Origin of the sequence: Pseudomonas canadensis, assembly GCF_000503215.1 — a bacterium.
Classification (GTDB): Bacteria; Pseudomonadota; Gammaproteobacteria; order Pseudomonadales; family Pseudomonadaceae; genus Aquipseudomonas; species Aquipseudomonas canadensis.
Window position 1 is genome coordinate 448100 of the sequence record NZ_AYTD01000017.1, and the last position, 20206, is coordinate 468305.

Annotated in this window: 20 protein-coding genes and 1 pseudogene; 9 read left to right on the forward strand and 12 right to left on the reverse strand. The window is 61.2% G+C overall.

Features of this window, described 5'->3' with window-relative positions; translation table 11 throughout:
- Positions 1-115 precede the first annotated feature (115 nt).
- The 5 genes from U367_RS0120835 to dadA form a co-directional block, all read right to left on the reverse strand.
- Positions 116-529, reverse strand: coding sequence for a c-type cytochrome (locus U367_RS0120835; protein WP_016975909.1), 414 nt, complete (start codon positions 527-529; stop codon positions 116-118).
- Positions 530-710: 181 nt separating this feature from the next.
- A complete protein-coding gene (locus U367_RS0120840) occupies positions 711-1259 on the reverse strand; it encodes a cupin domain-containing protein (protein ID WP_003176893.1) in 549 nt (182 codons plus the stop codon).
- A gap of 116 nt (positions 1260-1375) precedes the next feature.
- Complete coding sequence (alr, locus tag U367_RS0120845) at positions 1376-2449, reverse strand: alanine racemase (protein WP_028618461.1); 1074 nt, start codon at positions 2447-2449, stop codon at positions 1376-1378.
- Positions 2450-2527: 78 nt separating this feature from the next.
- Entirely contained in the window at positions 2528-2881 is a 354-nt protein-coding gene (locus U367_RS0120850) for a RidA family protein (RefSeq protein ID WP_028618462.1), read from the reverse strand.
- Positions 2853-4154 carry a D-amino acid dehydrogenase gene (gene dadA / locus U367_RS0120855; RefSeq protein ID WP_028618463.1) on the reverse strand — a complete coding sequence of 434 codons (1302 nt, stop codon included), beginning with the start codon at positions 4152-4154 and terminating at the stop codon, positions 2853-2855. The genes U367_RS0120850 and dadA overlap by 29 nt, the downstream gene beginning before the upstream one ends.
- Before the next feature lie 156 nt (positions 4155-4310).
- On the opposite strand from dadA, the gene U367_RS0120860 reads away from it, so the two are divergent.
- Positions 4311-4799, forward strand: a complete 489-nt coding sequence (locus tag U367_RS0120860) for an Lrp/AsnC ligand binding domain-containing protein (RefSeq protein ID WP_003176896.1) — start codon at positions 4311-4313, stop codon at positions 4797-4799.
- Positions 4800-4807: 8 nt separating this feature from the next.
- On the opposite strand, the gene U367_RS0120865 is transcribed toward U367_RS0120860, so the two are convergent.
- Positions 4808-5161, reverse strand: coding sequence for a YkgJ family cysteine cluster protein (locus tag U367_RS0120865; protein WP_028618464.1), 354 nt, complete (start codon positions 5159-5161; stop codon positions 4808-4810).
- A 115-nt stretch (positions 5162-5276) separates the two neighbouring features.
- Between U367_RS0120865 and U367_RS0120870 the strand changes: the two genes are divergently transcribed.
- Entirely contained in the window at positions 5277-6569 is a 1293-nt protein-coding gene (locus U367_RS0120870; protein WP_028618465.1) for an NAD(P)/FAD-dependent oxidoreductase, read from the forward strand.
- A 1-nt stretch (position 6570) separates the two neighbouring features.
- Here U367_RS0120870 and U367_RS0120875 read toward each other — a convergent pair whose 3' ends face one another.
- Positions 6571-6795, reverse strand: a complete 225-nt coding sequence (locus tag U367_RS0120875) for a DUF1127 domain-containing protein (protein WP_016975915.1) — start codon at positions 6793-6795, stop codon at positions 6571-6573.
- A 167-nt stretch (positions 6796-6962) separates the two neighbouring features.
- Here U367_RS0120875 and U367_RS0120880 point away from each other — a divergent pair, with 167 nt between their 5' ends.
- Positions 6963-8387, forward strand: coding sequence for an aminotransferase-like domain-containing protein (locus tag U367_RS0120880; protein ID WP_028618466.1), 1425 nt, complete (start codon positions 6963-6965; stop codon positions 8385-8387).
- A gap of 62 nt (positions 8388-8449) precedes the next feature.
- Complete coding sequence (locus tag U367_RS0120885; RefSeq protein WP_028618467.1) at positions 8450-10018, forward strand: phospholipase D family protein; 1569 nt, start codon at positions 8450-8452, stop codon at positions 10016-10018.
- Positions 10019-10036: 18 nt separating this feature from the next.
- On the opposite strand, the gene U367_RS0120890 is transcribed toward U367_RS0120885, so the two are convergent.
- Positions 10037-11182 (reverse strand): MFS transporter, encoded by a 1146-nt coding sequence (locus U367_RS0120890; protein WP_028618468.1) that lies wholly within the window; start codon positions 11180-11182, stop codon positions 10037-10039.
- 160 nt (positions 11183-11342) lie between these two features.
- Positions 11343-12836, reverse strand: coding sequence for an aldehyde dehydrogenase (locus tag U367_RS0120895; RefSeq protein ID WP_028618469.1), 1494 nt, complete (start codon positions 12834-12836; stop codon positions 11343-11345).
- A 229-nt stretch (positions 12837-13065) separates the two neighbouring features.
- Between U367_RS0120895 and U367_RS0120900 the strand changes: the two genes are divergently transcribed.
- Positions 13066-13428, forward strand: coding sequence for a cupin domain-containing protein (locus U367_RS0120900; protein ID WP_028618470.1), 363 nt, complete (start codon positions 13066-13068; stop codon positions 13426-13428).
- Positions 13429-13499: 71 nt separating this feature from the next.
- On the opposite strand, the gene rpmG is transcribed toward U367_RS0120900, so the two are convergent.
- Positions 13500-13655 (reverse strand): 50S ribosomal protein L33, encoded by a 156-nt coding sequence (gene rpmG, locus U367_RS0120905; RefSeq protein WP_003176906.1) that lies wholly within the window; start codon positions 13653-13655, stop codon positions 13500-13502.
- A gap of 11 nt (positions 13656-13666) precedes the next feature.
- Positions 13667-13900: a 50S ribosomal protein L28 gene (gene rpmB, locus U367_RS0120910; RefSeq protein ID WP_010207494.1), complete on the reverse strand. Its 234-nt coding sequence runs from the start codon at positions 13898-13900 to the stop codon at positions 13667-13669.
- A 458-nt stretch (positions 13901-14358) separates the two neighbouring features.
- On the opposite strand from rpmB, the gene U367_RS0120915 reads away from it, so the two are divergent.
- Positions 14359-15948 (forward strand): ABC transporter substrate-binding protein, encoded by a 1590-nt coding sequence (locus U367_RS0120915; protein ID WP_028618471.1) that lies wholly within the window; start codon positions 14359-14361, stop codon positions 15946-15948.
- 83 nt (positions 15949-16031) lie between these two features.
- Here U367_RS0120915 and radC read toward each other — a convergent pair whose 3' ends face one another.
- Entirely contained in the window at positions 16032-16706 is a 675-nt protein-coding gene (gene radC, locus U367_RS0120920) for a RadC family protein (RefSeq protein ID WP_028618472.1), read from the reverse strand.
- Between the two features lie 157 nt (positions 16707-16863).
- On the opposite strand from radC, the gene coaBC reads away from it, so the two are divergent.
- From coaBC to U367_RS0120935, 3 genes and pseudogenes are all read left to right on the forward strand, one after another.
- Positions 16864-18072 carry a bifunctional phosphopantothenoylcysteine decarboxylase/phosphopantothenate--cysteine ligase CoaBC gene (coaBC, locus tag U367_RS0120925; RefSeq protein ID WP_028618473.1) on the forward strand — a complete coding sequence of 403 codons (1209 nt, stop codon included), beginning with the start codon at positions 16864-16866 and terminating at the stop codon, positions 18070-18072.
- A 5-nt stretch (positions 18073-18077) separates the two neighbouring features.
- Entirely contained in the window at positions 18078-18533 is a 456-nt protein-coding gene (dut, locus tag U367_RS0120930; protein WP_028618474.1) for a dUTP diphosphatase, read from the forward strand.
- Positions 18534-18773: 240 nt separating this feature from the next.
- Positions 18774-20195: pseudogene (locus U367_RS0120935) on the forward strand (phosphomannomutase/phosphoglucomutase); the annotation flags it as partial.
- Positions 20196-20206: the final 11 nt, after the last annotated feature.

The following is a 20206-nucleotide window of genomic DNA, read 5'->3' on the forward strand; positions in this document are numbered from 1 at the left end:
CCATGATTAGGGGTTGGACCGAGCTTGCCGGGTCTTTGCTGCAAAGAACAGCGCTGAAACACAAATCACGGGTACAAAAAAGCCGCTCGAAAGCGGCTTTTTGGCGAAGATCGGTTTATTTCAAGCCGGACATCTTCTCGATCGCACCTTTGAGGTCGTCATCCGAGCAGTCGGAGCAGGTGCCTTTGGGTGGCATGGCATTGATGCCCGTAATCGCCTTGGCCAGGATGCCATCCAGGCCGCCTTGATGGTCGGCGCGTTCTTTCCAGGCAGCGGTGTCGCCGATTTTTGGCGCACCTAACAGGCCGGTGCCGTGGCAAGCGTTGCAATGCTTGGCGATGATCTCATCCGGCGTCTTCGCAGCGCCGCCGCCTGCGGCGACCGCCACTTCCATGCCCTTGCACTCCTGGCCTTGGACACATACCTGGCCGACAGGCTCCAGGCGCTTGGCAATGTCATCATTGGTCGCAGCTTGAGCGCTGACAGCCCATAGGGCCAGTACGGTTGCTGGTGCAGCCAGCATTTTCATAATTAGGTTCACGCGTTCACCCTCAATGGTGGCTATTCACGCCTGCGGCCACGGTTTCGCAGGCGGCGAAAGTATAACGGTTAGCCCGCCCGGCCGAAACAACCCTATTAAATAAAGGGAGATTCGGCTTCACGGATACAGCTACGGGAGTCTCTGCAACGCTGGCAGGACGCCTCTTTTCTTAAAAGTTCGCGGGGGTGGCTGCGCTGATTAGTCGCGCCGGCACGTCGAACGGATTGCGAAAACGATGGGGCTTGGTACTTTCAAAGTAGTAGCTATCGCCCGCTTCGAGCACAAAAGTTTCAAGACCGACCACCAGCTCCAGGCGACCTTCCACCAGAATCCCGGTTTCTTCGCCTTCGTGAGTGAGCATTTCTTCGCCCGTGTCGGCGCCCGGTGGGTAGATTTCGTTGAGAAACGCAATCGCCCGGCTGGGGTGAGCCCGGCCTACCAGTTTCATGGTGACGGCGCCGTCAGAGATGTCGATCAGCTCATTGGCTTTATAGACGATCTGCGTCGGTATTTCCTGGAGGATCTCCTCGGAAAAGAACTCGACCATGGACATGGGGATGCCGCCCAGCACCTTGCGCAAGGAGCTGATCGAGGGGCTGACGCTGTTTTTTTCGATCATCGAAATGGTGCTGTTGGTGACACCCGCGCGCTTGGCGAGCTCGCGCTGGGAAAGACCCTTCAGTTTACGGATGGATTGCAGTCGTTCGCCGACGTCCAATGCAGGAGCCTCCTAGAATTCAGGCTTTGTTGTAATTGAGCGTTATCATGGCGACAGCGTTCAGTATTTACAACACTTGGGCCTAAATCCCGGGCGGTTGTGTTCGTACCGGACGATCAAGCCCCGGAATAGAGCCTTGGCACGCGGCGCAGGTTGCAAAACAGCTGGTAAGGAATGGTCTCGGCGGCGACCGCGACGTCACTGGCGAGGATGTTTTTACCCCACAGCTCCACCGTGGAACCGAGCCCGGCCTGGGGTACGTCCGTCAAGTCGATGCACAGCATGTCCATGGACACGCGGCCCAGCAAATGGCTGCGCTGCCCCGCCACCCATACCGGCGTACCGGTCGGCGCGTGACGCGGGTAGCCATCGGCATAACCCATGGCAACCACGCCGATGCGCATCGGTTTGGGCGTGATGAATTTGGCGCCGTAACCCACCGGCTCACCAGCCGGCAGTTCACGCACGCAGATCACCTTGGACTCCAAGGTCATCACCGGCTGCAAACGCGCGGCCACGGCCTGGTCTTCGCCAAACGGCGTGGCGCCGTAAAGCATGATGCCGGGGCGCACCCAGTCGCTGGACACATTCGGCCAGCCCATCACCGATGGCGAATTGCGCAGGCTAACCTCAGCCGACAAGCCCTGTCGCGCCGCCTCGAACACCGCGACCTGTTCATCGCTGCGCACACAGTCGAGTTCATCGGCGCGCGCGAAGTGGCTCATCAAAACGATCTTGGCGACTTTGCCACTGGCCAGCAGGCGTTGGTAAGCCTCCTGATAATCCTTCGGATGCAGGCCAACACGGTGCATGCCGGAATCGAGTTTGAGCCAGATAGTCAGCGGTTTGCTCAGCTTGGCTTGCTCAATCGCATCCAACTGCCACAGCGAATGCACCACGCACCAGAAATCATGCTCGATGATCAGCGGCAGCTCGTCAGCCTCGAAAAAGCCTTCCAGCAGCAGCACTGGCGCGCGAATTCCGGCAGCGCGCAGTTCCAGTGCCTCCTCGATGCAGGCCACTGCAAACCCATCCGCTTCGCCTTCCAGCGCCTGGGCCACGCGCACGGCGCCGTGCCCGTAGGCATCGGCCTTGACCACGGCAAGGGCTTTGGCCGCCGTGACTTCACGGGCCAATTGATAGTTGTGGCGCAGGGCTTGGAGGTCGATCAGGGCACGGGCAGGACGCATGGCGGCAGGCTTCTAGGCGGCAAAGTGAAAAAAACCGGCACCGACCGACAACGTCGGCACCGGGAGAGGGATCTGGGTTTAAGGCAAGGCCGCCACGACGGACAGCTCTACCAGGATTTCCGGTTCGCACAGCTTAGCTTCAACGGTGGCGCGGGCAGGCGCAACACCCTTGGGCAGCCATTTGTCCCACACCGCATTCATGCCGGCGAAATCCGCGTCGATGTCTTTAAGGTAGATCGTCACCGACAGCAGCTTGCTCTTGTCAGTGCCAGCCAGGTCGAGCAAACGCTCGATATTGGCCAGGGTTTCACGGGTCTGCTGTTCAATCCCGGCGTTCATGTCGTCGCCGACTTGCCCGGCCAGATACACGGTACCGCTGTGGACAACGATCTGGCTCATGCGCTCATTGGTGAGCTGGCGCTGGATTGACATGTTGTGCGGACTCCTGGTGGTTGCCATAACGGGAAATATCGAGGCCTTCGGCACTGATCTGCGGGGTTTTCTTCGCCATCAGGTCGGCCAGCAAGCGACCGGAACCACAGGCCATGGTCCAGCCGAGGGTGCCGTGGCCGGTATTCAGGAACAGGTTCTTGAACGGGGTGGCACCGACAATCGGCGTACCGTCGGGCGTGGTCGGGCGCAGACCGGTCCAGAAACTGGCTTCGGTCAAATCGCCGCCCTGAGGATAAAGGTCGTTGACGATCATCTCCAGGGTTTCGCGCCGACGTGGATTCAGCGACAGGTCAAAACCGGCTATCTCAGCCATGCCGCCGACGCGGATGCGGTTGTCGAAACGGGTGATCGCGACCTTGTACGTCTCGTCGAGAATGGTCGAAGTCGGCGCCATGGCCGGGTTGGTGATCGGCACGGTCAGCGAGTAACCCTTGAGTGGGTACACCGGTGCCTTGATCCCCAGCGGCTTGAGCAACTTCGGCGAGTAGCTGCCGAGGGCCAGCACGTAGCGGTCGGCGGTTTCCAGCTTGCCATCAATCCACACGCCGTTGATGCGGTCACCGGCGTAGTCGAGACGCTGGATGTCTTGTTCGAAGCGGAACTCCACGCCCAGATGCTTGCACATCTCGACCAGGCGGGTGGTGAACATCTGGCAGTCGCCGGTCTGGTCGTTCGGAAGGCGCAAGGCGCCCGCGAGGATATCGGTGACGCTGGCCAGGGCCGGCTCGACGCGGGCAATGCCAGCGCGGTCGAGGACTTCGAACGGCACGCCGGACTCCTTCAGCACAGCGATGTCCTTGGCCGCACCATCCAGCTGCGCCTGGGTGCGGAACAGTTGGGTCGTCCCGAGGCTGCGGCCTTCGTAGGCAATGCCGGTTTCTGCGCGCAGTTCGTCGAGGCAGTCACGGCTGTACTCGGACAGGCGCACCATGCGCTCCTTGTTCACCGCATAACGGTTGGCGGTGCAGTTGCGCAGCATCTGCGCCATCCACAGGTATTGGTCGATATCGGCAGTGGCCTTGATCGCCAGCGGCGCGTGGCGTTGCAACAGCCATTTGATGGCCTTGAGCGGCACGCCCGGCGCAGCCCATGGCGACGCATAGCCTGGGGACACCTGGCCGGCGTTGGCGAAACTGGTTTCCATGGCAGCGGCGGGCTGACGGTCGACGACCACCACTTCAAAGCCGGCCCGCGCCAAATAGTAGGCACTGGTCACACCAATGACGCCGCTACCCAAGACCAGAACGCGCATTTTTATATCCTCATCGCGGGCATGGCCGCTGACGTGTGTTATTCGAGCAATGATGAGCGCAGTTTAAAAAACAATTGCCAGTGCATTTCACTATATAACTGCCTATATTTGGCGACAATTCTCGGCAAAAACCCTTTTCACAGAGGCGTATCCCCTATGCGTACCAACACCCAGACCAAGCGGGAGCTGGACAAGATCGATCGCAACATCCTGCGCATCTTGCAAACCGATGGGCGTATTTCGTTCACGGAGCTGGGGGAAAAAGTCGGGCTGTCGACCACGCCCTGTACCGAACGTGTGCGCCGGCTGGAGCGCGAAGGGATCATCATGGGCTACAACGCGCGGCTCAACCCGCAGCATTTGAAGGGCAGTTTGCTGGTATTTGTCGAGATCAGCCTCGATTACAAGTCCGGCGACACCTTTGAGGAGTTTCGCCGCGCGGTGCTGAAACTGCCCCATGTGCTGGAGTGCCACCTGGTATCAGGCGACTTCGATTACCTGGTAAAGGCACGGATTTCCGAGATGGCGTCGTACCGCAAACTGCTGGGCGATATCCTGCTCAAACTGCCCCATGTACGGGAGTCCAAGAGCTATATCGTGATGGAAGAGGTGAAGGAGAGCCTTAACCTGCCGATTCCGGACTGAAGAGCGGGCTAAACCAAAACCTGCCGCGTGCTCGCCATGTACTCATGGATCTGCTTCTCCACCCGCGGATGAATCAGCTCCACCGGGCGCCGCCCATTCGGGCACGGCAAGGCCTTGGTGGTGCCAAACAGCCGGCAGATCAACGGTCGCTCGTCGTACACCGTGCAGCCGTTGGGGCCCAGGTGCACACAGTTCAGTTCATCCATGGCCGCATCTTGCTCGGCGGCGGTCTTGCGCGGCAGGCGCGACATTTCCTCGGGTGACGTGGTCACCGGCCCACAGCAGTCGTGGCAACCGGGGACGCACTCGAACGAAGGAATCTGCCGACGCAGTGCGCTAATTTTCTGACTGTTGCAACTCATCGAAACACATACCGAACGGCGAATAGGCGTGGATTCTGCCGCAAAACGCCCTGCGCAGACAGCTTCATCCGACCACTGTATCCTGCGTCAAATTTTCCAAACAGGGATGCTCCCCATGACTGCCAGCGCCCGGCACACCCCGTCCTATTACGCCGCCAGCAGCGTGCCGCAACCCGATTACCCGGTGCTGACCGGCGAAGTGACGGCCGATGTATGCGTGGTGGGCGGCGGTTTTTCCGGGCTGAACACGGCGCTTGAACTGGCCGAGCGGGGTTTCAGCGTGGTGTTGCTGGAGGCGCGCAAGGTCGCCTGGGGCGCCAGCGGACGCAACGGCGGCCAGTTGATCCGTGGCGTCGGCCATGGCCTGGACCAGTTCGCCAATGTGATCGGCACCGATGGCGTGCGCCAGATGAAGCTGATGGGCCTGGAAGCCGTGGAGATCGTGCGTGAGCGCGTCGAACGCTTCCAGATTCCCTGCGACCTGAGCTGGGGCTACTGCGACCTCGCCAACAAGCCTCGCGACCTGCAAGGCCTGGCCGAAGACGCCGAAGAGCTGCGTGGCCTGGGTTATCGCCACGAAGTGCGCCTGTTGCAAGCCAACGAGATGAGCAGCGTAATCGGTTCGGACCGCTACGTGGGCGGCATGATCGACATGGGTTCCGGTCACCTGCACCCGCTGAACCTGGCCCTTGGCGAAGCCGCCTCCGCGCAGCAACTGGGCGTGAAGCTGTTCGAGCGGTCTGAAGTCACCCGTATCGACTACGGCCCCGAAGTCAACGTGCACACCGCTCAGGGCAACGTGCGCGCCAAGACCCTGGTGCTGGCGTGCAATGCTTACCTCAATGGCCTCAACCCACACCTGAGCGGCAAAGTGTTGCCCGCCGGCAGCTACATCATCGCCACCGAGCCGTTGAGCGAAGTGCAGGCCGCCCACCTGCTGCCGCAGAACATGGCGGTGTGCGACCAGCGTGTCACCGTGGATTACTTCCGACTGTCCGCCGACCGTCGACTGCTGTTCGGCGGCGCTTGTCACTACTCCGGTCGCGATCCGAAGGACATCGGCGCCTACATGCGTCCGAAAATGCTCCAGGTTTTCCCGCAATTGGCGGACGTTAAAATCGATTATCAATGGGGCGGCATGATCGGTATCGGCGCCAACCGTTTACCTCAGATTGGCCGCCTGGCCGACCAACCCAACGTGTATTACGCCCAGGCCTACGCCGGCCATGGCCTCAACGCCACCCACTTGGCGGGCAAGTTGCTGGCCGAAGCCATCAGTGGCCAGCAACAGGGGCGCTTCGACCTGTTCGCCCAGGTGCCGCACATCACCTTCCCCGGCGGCAAGCACCTGCGCTCGCCGCTGTTGGCACTGGGGATGTTGTGGCATCGCCTCAAAGAGCTGGTGTGATTCAGTCGCGCCAGAAGGGCTTGAGACCTTCCTGGCGCGCCTGTTCGGCGGTCAACCCGACATCGCGCAGTTGTTCGCGGGTCAGATGCAGCAACGCCTTGCGCGTGTGACGACGGTGCCAGAACAGACCCCAGCGGCTGATATCGCGCGGCGCCGTCGCCCGCTCTTGTCCTGCCTGCAGTTCCTGACCGTGTAGCGCCAGCCGCACATCGCTCATGCCGTTCATTTTGCCGCCCCTCATTTGCCTTGTTGCCTTGAGTGACAAGGATGGGCGCAGGGCACAAACCATTACAGATTCAACCCGAATTTATTAAATCCATACAGATACTGCCTATCGGCGGCTGAATCCTGTATTTTCGGGCGATCTGTAATGGTTTCTCGGGAGCGACCGCCATGACCCTGTACATGAACCTCGCCGAATTACTGGGCACCCGCATCGAACAGGGCTTCTATCGCCCTGGAGACAGGCTGCCTTCTGTACGGGCTTTAAGCGTGGAACACGGGGTCAGCCTGAGCACCGTGCAGCAGGCCTATCGCTTGCTGGAAGACAACGGCCTGGCAATGCCGAAGCCGAAATCCGGCTACTTCGTGCCAGTCGGCCGCGAGTTGCCGGCCCTGCCCGAAGTTGGCCGTCCGGCACAGCGGCCTGTGGAGATATCCCAGTGGGACCAGGTACTGGAGCTGGTTCGCGCAGTCCCGCGCAAAGATGTCATACAGATGGGGCGCGGCATGCCGGATGTATTGTCGCCGACCATGAAGCCGCTACTGCGTAGCCTGGCTCGCGTGAGCCGCCGCCAGGATCTGCCGGGCCTGTATTACGACAATATCCTCGGCTGTATGGAGTTACGCGAGCAGATCGCTCGACTGTCACTGGACTCCGGCTGCCAACTGACGGCCGAGGACATCGTAATAACCACCGGCTGCCATGAGGCGCTGTCCGCCAGCATCCATGCGATCTGCGAGCCTGGTGACATCGTCGCGGTGGACTCGCCGAGCTTCCACGGCGCCATGCAGACCCTCAAGGGCCTGGGCATGAAAGCCCTGGAAATCCCCACCGACCCGATCACCGGCATCAGCCTCGAAGCCCTGGAGTTGGCGCTGGAACAGTGGCCGATCAAAGTCATCCAGCTGACCCCCAACTGTAACAACCCCCTGGGCTACATCATGCCCGAGGCGCGCAAAAAGGCGCTGCTGACCCTGGCCCAACGCTTTGACGTGGCGATCATCGAAGACGATGTTTATGGCGAACTGGCCTACAGCTACCCACGCCCGCGCACTATCAAATCCTTCGATGAGGACGGCCGTGTAGTGCTGTGCAGCTCATTCTCGAAAACCCTGGCGCCGGGCTTGCGCATTGGCTGGGTCGCGCCGGGCCGCTACCTGGAGCGGGTGCTGCACATGAAATACATCAGCACCGGCTCCACCGCAACACAACCGCAGATCGCCATCGCCGAGTTCCTCAAAGGTGGCCACTTCGAACCGCATTTGCGGCGGATGCGTACCCAATACCAGCGCAATCGTGACTTGATGATCGACTGGGTCAGCCGCTACTTTCCGGCAGGCACCCGCGCCAGCCGGCCTCAAGGCAGTTTCATGCTCTGGATCGAGCTGCCGGAAGGCTTCGACACGCTCAAGCTCAACCGCGTGTTGGTGGAGCAAGGCGTACAGGTGGCAGTCGGCAGCATCTTTTCGGCGTCGGGCAAATACCGGAACTGCCTGCGCATGAACTACGCTGCCAAACCGACCCCGCAGATTGAAGAAGCCGTGCGCAAGGTGGGCACTGCCGCAATCAAGATGCTGGCCGAGGCCGCCGACTGACCTTTCGCGGGAATTTGCCGTCATATGCCGACAACCGTCCTGATCTGGAAGCAACTCCCTTGATGATTCAACGGCTATTACCGTTTTTCCTGTTGGGAGCCCTGGCTCTGGGCGGCTGCGCGACGGTGAGCACGCCGCGCATCCCCAGCGACGCCCTGCCCGCCGCGCAATCGTCGTTCGGCCGCTCGATCCAGGCCCAGGCGGCACCGTATCAAGGCCGCTCCGGCTTTCGCCTGCTGCCCAACAGCAGCGAGGCTTTCATGGCCCGCGCCGAGCTGATCCGCAACGCCCAGACCAGCCTCGACCTGCAGTACTACATCGTGCACGACGGCATCAGCACCCGTATGCTGGTGGACGAACTGCTCAAGGCTGCTGACCGCGGCGTGCGCGTGCGCATCCTGCTGGACGACACCACCAGCGACGGCCTCGACCAGATCATCGCTACCCTAGCCGCCCATCCCAGGATCGAGATCCGCCTGTTCAATCCCCTGCATCTGGGGCGCAGCACAGGCGTTACGCGAGCCATGGGCCGGTTGTTCAACCTGTCGCTGCAACATCGGCGCATGCACAACAAGTTGTGGCTGGCGGACAACAGTGTGGCCATCGTCGGCGGGCGCAACCTGGGGGATGAGTATTTCGACGCTGAGCCCAACCTGAACTTCACCGACATCGACATGCTCAGCGTGGGCCCGGTGGCCGAACAGCTGGGTCACAGTTTCGACCAGTACTGGAACAGCGCGCTGAGCAAGCCGATTGACGACTTCGTCTCCAATACGCCCTCCAAAGGCGACCTGACCGCCGCGCGCGTGCGCCTGGAAGCGTCCCTGGCCGAGTCGCGACAACAGAACCACGCGCTGTACAACCGCTTGCGCACCTATCAGACCCAACCGCGCATGGACACCTGGCGCCGCGAGCTGATCTGGGCCTGGAACCAGGCGCTGTGGGACGCGCCAAGCAAGGTGCTGGCCAAGGCCGATCCGGACCCTCGGTTGTTGCTCACCACGCAACTGGCGCCGGAGCTGGAAGGCGTCAACCATGAACTGATGATGATCTCGGCGTACTTCGTGCCAGGGCAACCTGGGCTGGTGTACCTGACCGGGCGCGCCGATGCCGGTGTGTCGGTGAGCCTGCTGACCAACTCCCTGGAAGCTACCGACGTGCCTGCCGTGCACGGCGGTTATGCGCCCTATCGCAAGGCGCTGCTGGAGCACGGCGTGAAACTCTACGAGTTGCGCCGCCAACCGGGCGACCCCAGTGGCGGCAGCGGCCCACACCTGTTTCGTCGCGGCACCTTCCGGGGCTCGGATTCGAGCCTGCACAGCAAGGCGATGATCTTTGATCGGGAGAAGTCGTTTATCGGTTCATTCAACTTCGACCCGCGCTCGGTGCTGTGGAATACCGAAGTGGGTGTACTGGTCGACAGCCCGGAGCTGGCAGAGCACGTGCGCAACCTGGCGCTGCAAGGCATGGCGCCACCCTTGAGCTATGAGGCGAAACTGCAGGACGGCCAAGTAGTGTGGGTGACCGAAGACAACGGTCAACTGCACACCCTGACCCGTGAGCCAGGCAGTTGGTGGCGACGGTTCAATGCCTGGTTCGCCACCTCAGTAGGCTTGGAACGCATGTTGTAGGAACCGGCTTGCCAGCTCCTACAGGGCAGGCTGTGTTGCACCGAATGCACCTTGGCGCAGCAACAGCAGCACCAGGCCCAGCGCCCCCGCGGCCATCAGCAACGGCAATGCATGCCCGCTGATCCACTGGCTCCCGGCACCCGCCACCAGTGGGCCGACCAGGCAACCGATCCCCCACAACTGCGCCACATGCGCATTGGCACGCACCAGCGCATCGTCGCGGTAACGCTCGCCGATCAGGATCAGCGACAGCGTGAACAAGCCACCCGCACTCGCACCGAACACGACCCATACCGGCCAGACCAGCGTGGTATGCATCAACAACGGAATGGCCAGGCTCGACGCCAGCAACAGCACTGCACACGCCAGGAACAACGTGCGCCGTGGCAGGTAATCGGCCAGTGCGCCGATGGGCAGCTGCAGCAGCGCGTCGCCGACCACTACGGTGCTGACCATCGCCAAGGCAATCTCAGCAGTGAAGCCTTGTTGCAGGCAATACACCGGCAACAACGTCAGAATCATCGCCTCGAAAGCGGCGAATAACGCCACTGCCCAGGCAATCGCCGGCAGGCTCAGGCAGAAGCGCCACAGTTGCGCGAAGGTCACGCTGAAGGACTCGGCGCTTGGCGCGCCGGAGCGGCCCAGCAACAGGAATGGCGCCACCACCAACAAGCCCACGCCTACCCAGAAGCCATAATCATGGTCGGTGCCGATCAAGCCCAGCAGCAACGGGCCTGACAGTTGGCTCAAGGCATAACTGCAGCCATACAGCGCCACCAGCCGGCCGCGCCACTGCTCCACCACCAACTGGTTGATCCAGCTTTCGCCGAGGATAAACACGATGGTCAGAATCACGCCGATCATCAGGCGCAGCACCAACCAGACCGGGTAGCTGGGCAGGATCGCCAGCAAGCCGATGGACACCGCACCCGCCCACAGGCACAGGCGCATGAGGTTGGCGGTGCCGAGCCATGAGGCCATGCGGCTGGAGATTTTCGCGCCGAGCAGTACGCCAAAGGCCGGCATGGCTGCCATCACGCCGATAGCGAAACTGCCGTAGCCCCAGCTTTCGAGGCGCAGGGACACCAGCGGCATACTGACGCCCAGGGCCAAACCGACGCTGAGCACCGAAGCCAGGACGGCGAAATAAGTCGCCCAACGCATTTCCACGCTCCTGTGGATAATTTTCAGGGAGTGCAAAACGAACTGTAGGAGCGAGCTTGCTCGCGAAAAACGTTAACGATGACGCGCCTATCCTGGATAAACGCGGCGCCTTCTAGTTCTTCGCGAGCAAGCTCGCTCCTACAGGAATCAGCGGTGTTGCTTAGAGCTTGATCCAGGTCGCCTTCAGTTCGGTGTACTTGTCGAACGCATGCAGCGACTTGTCGCGACCGTTGCCCGACTGCTTGAAGCCACCAAACGGCGCGGTCATGTCGCCGCCGTCGTACTGGTTCACCCATACGCTACCGGCGCGCAGGGCCTTGGCAGTCAGGTGGGCCTTGGAGATATCCGCCGTCCACACCGCTGCGGCCAGGCCGTAGATGGTGTCGTTGGCAATGGCGACCGCTTCTTCGGCGCTGTCGAAGGTGATCACCGACAGGACCGGGCCAAAGATCTCTTCCTTGGCGATCTTCATGGCATTGGTCACGCCATCGAAAATCGTCGGTTCGACGTAAGTACCACCCGTTTCTTCCAGCGTGCGCTTGCCACCGGCGACCAACTTGGCGCCATCGGCATGACCGGCTTCGATATAGGACAGCACGGTGTTCATTTGCTGGGTGTCCACCAGTGCGCCGACGTTGGTGGCCGGGTCCAGAGGGTTGCCGGGCTTCCAGCCCTTGAGGGCTTCGATCACCAGCGGCAGGAATGTGTCCTTGATGGATCGCTCGACCAGCAGACGCGAACCGGCGGTGCAGACCTCGCCCTGGTTGAACGCGATAGCGCCAGCGGCGGATTCGGCAGCAGCTTGCAGGTCCGGTGCATCGGCAAACACGATGTTCGGGCTCTTGCCGCCCGCTTCCAGCCACACGCGCTTCATGTTCGATTCGCCGGAGCGGATCAACAGCTGCTTGGCGATCTTGGTGGAGCCGGTGAACACCAGGGTGTCGACGTCCATGTGCAGCGCCAGCGCGTTGCCGACCGTGTGGCCATAACCTGGCAGCACGTTGAACACACCTTTTGGAATACCGGCTTCAACGGCCAGGGCCGCGATGCGGATGGCAGTCAGCGGGGATTTTTCGGACGGCTTGAGGATCACCGAGTTACCGGTGGACAGCGCCGGGCCGAGCTTCCAGCAGGCCATCATCAGTGGGAAGTTCCACGGCACGATCGCGCCAACCACGCCAACCGGTTCGCGGGTCACCAGGCCCAACTGGTCGTGCGGGGTGGCGGCAACTTCGTCGTAGATCTTGTCGATGGCCTCGCCGCTCCAGCTCAGGGCATTCGCCGCGCCGGGTACGTCGATGTTCAGGGAGTCGCTGATTGGCTTGCCCATGTCCAGGGTTTCGAGCAGCGCCAGCTCTTCGGCATTGGCCTTGAGCAAGGCTGCGAAACGCAGCATGGCGGATTTGCGTTTGGCGGGCGCCAGGCGCGACCACACACCGGAATTGAAAGTGGCGCGGGCGTTTTCAACGGCGCGCTGGGCGTCGGCCACGTCACAGCTGGCAACGGTGGCCAGCAGGCGGCCGTCGACCGGGCTGATGCATTCGAAGGTGTCACCGGAAGCGGCGGCGGTGTACTCGCCATTGATGTAAGCGCGGCCTTCGATCTTCAGATCCTTGGCGCGTTGTTCCCAGTCGGCACGGGTCAGGGTGGTCATGCGAGTGTCCTCCTCTTATTGAATACGAGAGCCAGGGGATGTCCCACGGCAGCCTCAAAGAATTCTTGCCCGCCAGCCAATGGTTCGGCGCAAGGCAGCTGCCACCCTAAACCAGCGGCTGGGGGTGTTTCAATATATTTGACATAACGCCAGTAAACGCCCTTGCGATGTTCATTTTAATAAACATAGACTTTGGGCTCTCCAACCGCAGGCCAGACGGGACACGCACATGAGCATCCAGGACATCGTCGACTTCAGCCAAGCCAAGACCGCCGCCGAGCGCTACCGCCCTGCCGCCGAAAAAATCCTCAAGGGCGATCCCGAACAGACGATCTACAACCACTACAACAGCCCCTGCGGCCAGATGAGCGCGGGCGTGTGGGAAGGTGAAGTCGGGCACTGGAAGGTTAGCTACACCGAACACGAATACTGCGAGATTGTGCAGGGCGTGTCGGTGCTACGAGATGCCGATGGCAACGCCAAGACCCTGCGCGCCGGCGACCGTTTCGTGATCCCGGCCGGGTTCAGCGGCACCTGGGAAGTGCTGGAGCCGTGCCGCAAGATCTACGTGGTGTTCGAACAGAAAGCCTGACCGGTAAATCGCAGGCAAAAAAAAGCCCGAATCGTGAGATACGGGCTTTTTTTCACAAGGAGGAAAATCAATTACTTGATTTTGCCTTCTTTGTAGATCACGTGCTTGCGAACGCGCGGGTCGAACATTTTCTTTTCGAGCTTGTCCGGGGTAGTACGCTTGTTCTTGTCGGTAGTGTAGAAGTGACCAGTACCGGCGCTAGAGATCATTCGAATCAATTCACGCATGATATAGCTCCTTAGATTGTGCCAGCGCGGCGCAATTCAGCCAGCACGACAGTGATGCCACGCTTGTCGATGATGCGCATGCCTTTAGCAGATACGCGCAGACGGACGAAACGTTTCTCTTCTTCAACCCAGAAGCGGTGATGCTGCAGGTTCGGCAGGAAACGACGACGGGTTTTGTTATTTGCGTGGGAAATGTTATTCCCAGTCACCGGACCCTTACCGGTAACTTGACAGACTCTCGACATGCCTCAGCCCTCTAAAACCACATGCCCAACCCGGCATGGGTTGGCCGCTTAATCTCTCAGTCATTTGGCGCCAGGCGCCGCGTTTCTTTAGGGTCTTACCGGCTACACCTACAAGCGAAGGAACCGGGCCCCTAGAAAAGAGCGCTGCTTTATACCAGAAAGACCCAGGTGCAACAACAGCCCGAATGTTTTTACTGGCGTAAATCTTGGCGGCAGACGCCTGAACCGTTGCCAGGAGGGGCCGCTGTCACAGCCGACCGCTCGTCGCACAGAATGATTTACAGCGCCCGCGCGCACCATTAAGTGCTCGGCAAAATGCGCTGAGGTGCCATCAAAACAGCATTTGGGGCAAAAGCACAGGCAAAAATGGGCTAGTCATTTACCAATCAGACCTCTACGGTAGGACTTTTCCAGACTGCACTCGCAGATGGGCCTTCGATCTGCAAAGGAAACCGAACATGCGCCTCGCTGCCCTACCGCTATTGCTCGCCCCTCTCTTTATCGCGCCGCTGGCCTCTGCCGCCAGCAACTTGAGCGTCTGCACCGAGGCCAGCCCCGAAGGGTTCGATGTGGTGCAATACAACTCGTTGACCACCACCAACGCCTCGGCCGATGTGCTGATGAACCGCCTGGTGGACTACGACGCGGCCAGCGGCAAACTGGTGCCCAGCCTGGCGGACAGTTGGGAAGTCTCGCCGGATGGCCTGACCTATACCTTCAAGCTGCACCCGGATGTGAAATTCCACCGCACCGAATACTTCACCCCTAGCCGTACCCTGACCGCCGAAGACGTGCGCTTCAGCTTCGAGCGCATGCTCGACCCGGCCAACCCCTGGCACAAGATCGCCCAGAGCGGCTTCCCCCATGCGCAGTCGCTGCAACTGCCGACGCTGGTCAAGAAAATCGACGCCCTTGACCCGCTGACCGTGCGTTTCACCCTGGATCACGCCGACTCTACCTTTCTCGCCGCCCTGAGCATGGGTTTTGCCTCGATCTACCCGGCGGAATACGCCGACAAACTGCTCAAGGCGGGCACGCCGGAGAAGCTCAACAGCCAGCCAATCGGCACCGGGCCGTTCATCTTCAGCCGGTTCCAGAAAGATGCCGTGGTGCGCTACAAGGCCAACCCGGACTACTTCGCCGGCAAACCGTCTGTGGATAACTTGATCTTCGCCATCACCCCGGACGCCAACGTGCGCCTGCAAAAATTGCATCGCGACGAATGCCAGATCGCCCTCTCCCCCAAACCGCTGGATGTGGGCGAAGCCGAAAAGGACCCGGCGCTCAAGGTGGAAAAAACCGCCGCATTCATGACCGCCTTCGTGGCCATCAACAGCCAGCACCCGCCTCTGGACAAGCCCGAAGTGCGCCAGGCAATCAACTTGGCGTTCGACAAAGGCAGCTACCTCAAGGCCGTGTTTGAAGGCACCGCCGAAGCTGCCAACGGACCTTTCCCGCCCAACACCTGGAGTTACGCCAAGGAGCTGCCGGGTTATCCACAGGACCTCACCAAGGCCAAGGCGCTGCTGGACCGCGCCGGACTCAAGGATGGTTTCAAGACCACTATCTGGACACGCCCCACCGGCAGCCTGCTGAACCCTAACCCGAACCTTGGTGCACAGCTGTTACAGGCTGACCTGGCCAAGGTCGGCATCCAGGCCGAGATCCGCGTGATCGAATGGGGCGAGCTGATCCGCCGCGCCAAGGCCGGCGAACACGACCTGCTGTTCATGGGCTGGGCCGGCGACAACGGCGACCCGGATAACTTCCTGACCCCGCAGTTCTCCTGCGCAGCGGTGAAATCCGGCACCAACTTCGCCCGCTATTGCGACCCCGCGCTGGACAAGCTGATCAGCGCTGGCAAGACCACCAGCGAGCAAGGCGTACGCACCAAGCTCTACCAGCAGGCCCAGGCGCAGATCCAGCAACAGGCGCTGTGGTTGCCGCTCGCGCACCCGACCGCGTTTGCCCTGGCCCGCAAGAATGTCGAGGGCTACCAGGTGAGCCCATTCGGACGCCAGGACTTCTCCAAAGTCAGCGTCAAATAACCCTTGTAGGAGCTGGCTTGCCAGCGATGGCGTCAGCGAAGTCCATCGCGATCTTGCGGACCTGATCGCCGGCAAGTCGGCTCCTACATCCACCCATACTCCGCCATCGACAACGGGTCGCCATCCCCCACGATGATGTGATCGAGCACCCGCACATCCACCACTTCCAAGGCTTTTTGCAGCAACCTGGTCAATTTTCGATCAGCCGCACTCGGCTCAAGGCTGCCGGAAGGATGGTTGTGGCACAGGATCAACGCCGCCGCGTTGTACGCCAGGGCGCGCTTGACCACTTGCCGGGGATAGACCATCGCCGCATCGATAGTGCCCTGGGACAACGCCTCGAAACCCAGCACCCGGTGTTTTGAGTCGAGAAACAGGCAACCGAAGGTCTCATGAGGCTCGTGCCGCAACAACGCCTTGAGGTAATCCCGCACGGCCACAGGGCTTTCCAGCACCGAGTCCTGGCGCAAGCGTTCGGCCATGTGGCGCCGGGCCATTTCCAGCACCGCCTGCAACTGGGCAAACTTCGCCGGTCCCAACCCCAATTGCTGGCTGAACAGCGCCTGGCTGGCCTCCAGCAAGGGGCGCAAGCCGCCAAATTGCGCCAACAGATGGCGCGCCAGGTCCACCGCGCTCCGACCGGAAACCCCGGTACGCAGGAAGATCGCCAGCAGCTCCGCATCCGACAGGCTCGCCGCGCCCCCTTCCAAAAGCTTTTCCCGGGGCCGCTCCGCCACCGGCCAATCACGAATACTCATCTCACCTCCCTCTCCATACGCGCCGTGGCATGTGCGCCGCTGTTGCCTAGCGGACGCTGTGTTATCGTAGGCCCTCTTTTTTGCAGGCGATTTCCCCTGGGGAGGGGGCATCGCAGGCGTCACTGAACTGGCATCACTGAACTGGAAAGGCAAACCAATGCAGCGTCTGTATCGGAAACGCATCGTTCTCGGCGTTGGCGGCGGCATTGCCGCCTACAAGAGCGCAGAACTGGTTCGCAGGCTCCTGGACCAAGGCGCCGAAGTGCGCGTGGTCATGACCCGCGGTGGCAGTGAGTTCATCACCCCACTGACCATGCAAGCGCTGTCCGGCCACCCGGTTCACCTGGACCTGCTGGACCCGGCCGCCGAAGCCGCCATGGGCCATATCGAACTGGCCAAATGGGCCGACCTGGTGCTGATCGCCCCGGCCACCGCCGACCTGATCGCCCGTCTGGCCCAAGGCATCGCCGATGACCTGCTGACCACCCTCGTACTGGCCACAGACGCCACCGTCGCCATCGCCCCGGCCATGAACCAAGCCATGTGGCGCGACCCAGCCACCCAGGCCAACACCCAACTCCTGCAAAGCCGTGGCCTCAAGGTGTTCGGCCCGGCGTCCGGCAGCCAGGCCTGCGGCGACGTTGGCATGGGCCGCATGCTCGAAGCCACCGACCTGGCGCTGTGTGCGGCCGAGTGCTTCCAGCACCTGGCCCTGACCGGCAAGCATGTGCTGATCACCGCTGGCCCGACCCAGGAAAACATCGACCCGGTGCGCTACATCACCAACCATAGCTCAGGAAAAATGGGCTTCGCTTTGGCTGAAGCGGCGGTCGAGGCAGGCGCGCGCGTCACCCTGATCACCGGCCCGGTGCATTTGCCGACCCCGGATCGGGTCACACGAATCGACGTAGTCAGCGCCCGCGACATGCTGGCGGCCTGTGAGGCGGCCATTCCGTGCGACCTGTTCATCGCCTCGGCAGCAGTTGCAGACTACCGCCCGGAAGTGGTCGCCCCGCAAAAGCTCAAGAAGGACCCTACAAGCGGCGACGGCCTGCTCCTGCAAATGGTGCGCAACCCAGACATCCTGGCCACCATTGCCACCCGCGCGGACCGTCCGTTCAGTGTCGGCTTCGCCGCCGAGACCGAGCATTTGCTGGACTACGCCGCACGCAAATTGAAAGACAAAAACCTCGACCTGATCGTTGCCAATGATGTCGCCAACCCGAGCATCGGCTTCAACAGCGAGGAAAATGCCTGCAGCGTGATTGACCGCGACCTGCATGCCACCCTTTTCGCCCAGACCAGCAAGGGCAAGATTGCCCGCCAACTGATCTCTTTTATCGCCCAACGGCTGAACCAGGTTTAATTTCCATGCACGCTTTGCAAACCAAGATCCTCGACCCACGCATCGGCAGCGAATTCCCACTGCCGGCCTACGCCACCCCAGGCTCCGCCGGCCTCGATCTGCGCGCCATGCTCAAGGAAGACACTGTCCTTGAGCCGGGCCAGACCATTCTTATTCCGACCGGCTTGTCGATCTACGTAGGCGATCCTGGCCTGGCAGCCCTGATCCTGCCGCGCTCTGGCCTGGGCCATAAACACGGCATCGTGTTGGGCAACCTGGTCGGCCTGATCGATTCGGACTACCAGGGCGAACTGATGGTGTCATGCTGGAACCGTGGCCAGACCGCGTTCAACATCGCTGTCGGCGAACGCATTGCCCAGTTGGTACTGGTGCCGGTGGTGCAGGCGCACTTCGAACTGGTACAGGAGTTTGATGAAACCCAACGCGGCGCAGGCGGTTTTGGGCATTCCGGCAGTCACTGACTAAGCTAATTCTGGCCGGGCGCTGTTGCCCGGCCCGACGCCACCGCAAGGCTTTTCAGGACGAAGAATGCGCGGATTTTATCAGCGAGATTTCCCCATAGAAATCAAAGCATTACGCAGACATAAACACGGAGCCAGCGCTCCGATGGCATTTTTGCACCACGAACTCTCTGCCGAAAACACCGTCATACCCTTCAGTTTGCGCCTGCCGGCCAGCCACATTAAGGCCAGCCTTGCCCCCTTCAGATGGAGTTTCCCCCCGCGATGAGTACCGCAGCCCGCGTAGCCCCAGCATTCCCCGACAGTATCTTTCGCGCCTATGACATCCGTGGCGTGGTGCCCAAGACCCTGACGGCCGAAACCGCCTACTGGATTGGCCGCGCCATCGGCTCCCAGAGCCTGGCCCAGGATGAACCCAACGTTTCGGTCGGCCGTGACGGTCGCCTGTCAGGCCCGGAGCTGGTGGAACAACTGATCCAGGGCCTGGCCGACAGTGGTTGCCATGTCAGCGACGTGGGCCTGGTGCCAACGCCCGCGCTGTACTACGCCGCCAACGTACTGGCCGGCAAGTCCGGGGTGATGCTCACCGGTAGCCACAACCCGTCGGACTACAACGGTTTCAAGATCGTCATCGCTGGCGACACCCTGGCCAACGAACAGATCCAGGCCCTGCACGACCGCCTGAAAAACAACGATCTGACCAGCGGCAAGGGCACCATCACCAAAGTCGACATCCTGCAACGCTACTCTGATGAAATCACCCGTGACGTCAAACTCGCACGCCGCCTCAAAGTGGTGGTGGACTGCGGTAACGGCGCGGCCGGCGTGATCGCCCCGCAGTTGCTCGAAGCCTTGAACTGCGAAGTGATTCCGTTGTTCTGCGAGGTCGACGGCAACTTCCCCAACCACCATCCGGACCCGGGCAAGCCTGAGAACCTGGTGGACCTGATCGCCAAGGTCAAGGAAACCGGCGCGGATGTGGGCCTGGCCTTCGACGGCGACGGCGACCGCGTGGGTGTGGTGACCGAGACCGGAGAAATCGTGTTCCCGGATCGCCTGTTGATGCTGTTTGCCCGTGACGTGGTGGCGCGCAATGCCAACGCCGAGATCATCTTCGACGTGAAGTGCACCCGCCGCCTCACCCCGCTGATCAAGGAATATGGCGGTCGCCCGCTAATGTGGAAGACCGGCCACTCGTTGATCAAAAAGAAAATGAAGGAAACCGGCGCGCTATTGGCCGGCGAAATGAGCGGCCACGTGTTCTTCAAAGAGCGCTGGTTCGGCTTTGACGACGGTATTTACAGCGCTGCGCGCCTGCTGGAGATCCTCAGCAAGGAAAAATCCACCGCCGAAGAGCTATTCCAGACCTTCCCGAACGATATTTCTACGCCAGAGATCAATATCCATGTGACCGAGGAGAGCAAATTCAGCATCATTGACGCACTGCACGATGCGCAATGGGGCGAAGGTGCCAACCTGACCACCATTGATGGTGTGCGAGTCGATTACGCCAAAGGCTGGGGCCTGGTTCGCGCGTCCAACACCACACCGGTGCTGGTCCTGCGTTTCGAGGCGGATACCGAGGCTGAGTTGCAGCGCATCAAGGACGTGTTCCACGCCCAGTTGAAACGTGTTGCCCCTGATCTCCAATTACCGTTCTGATTTTTTACCGG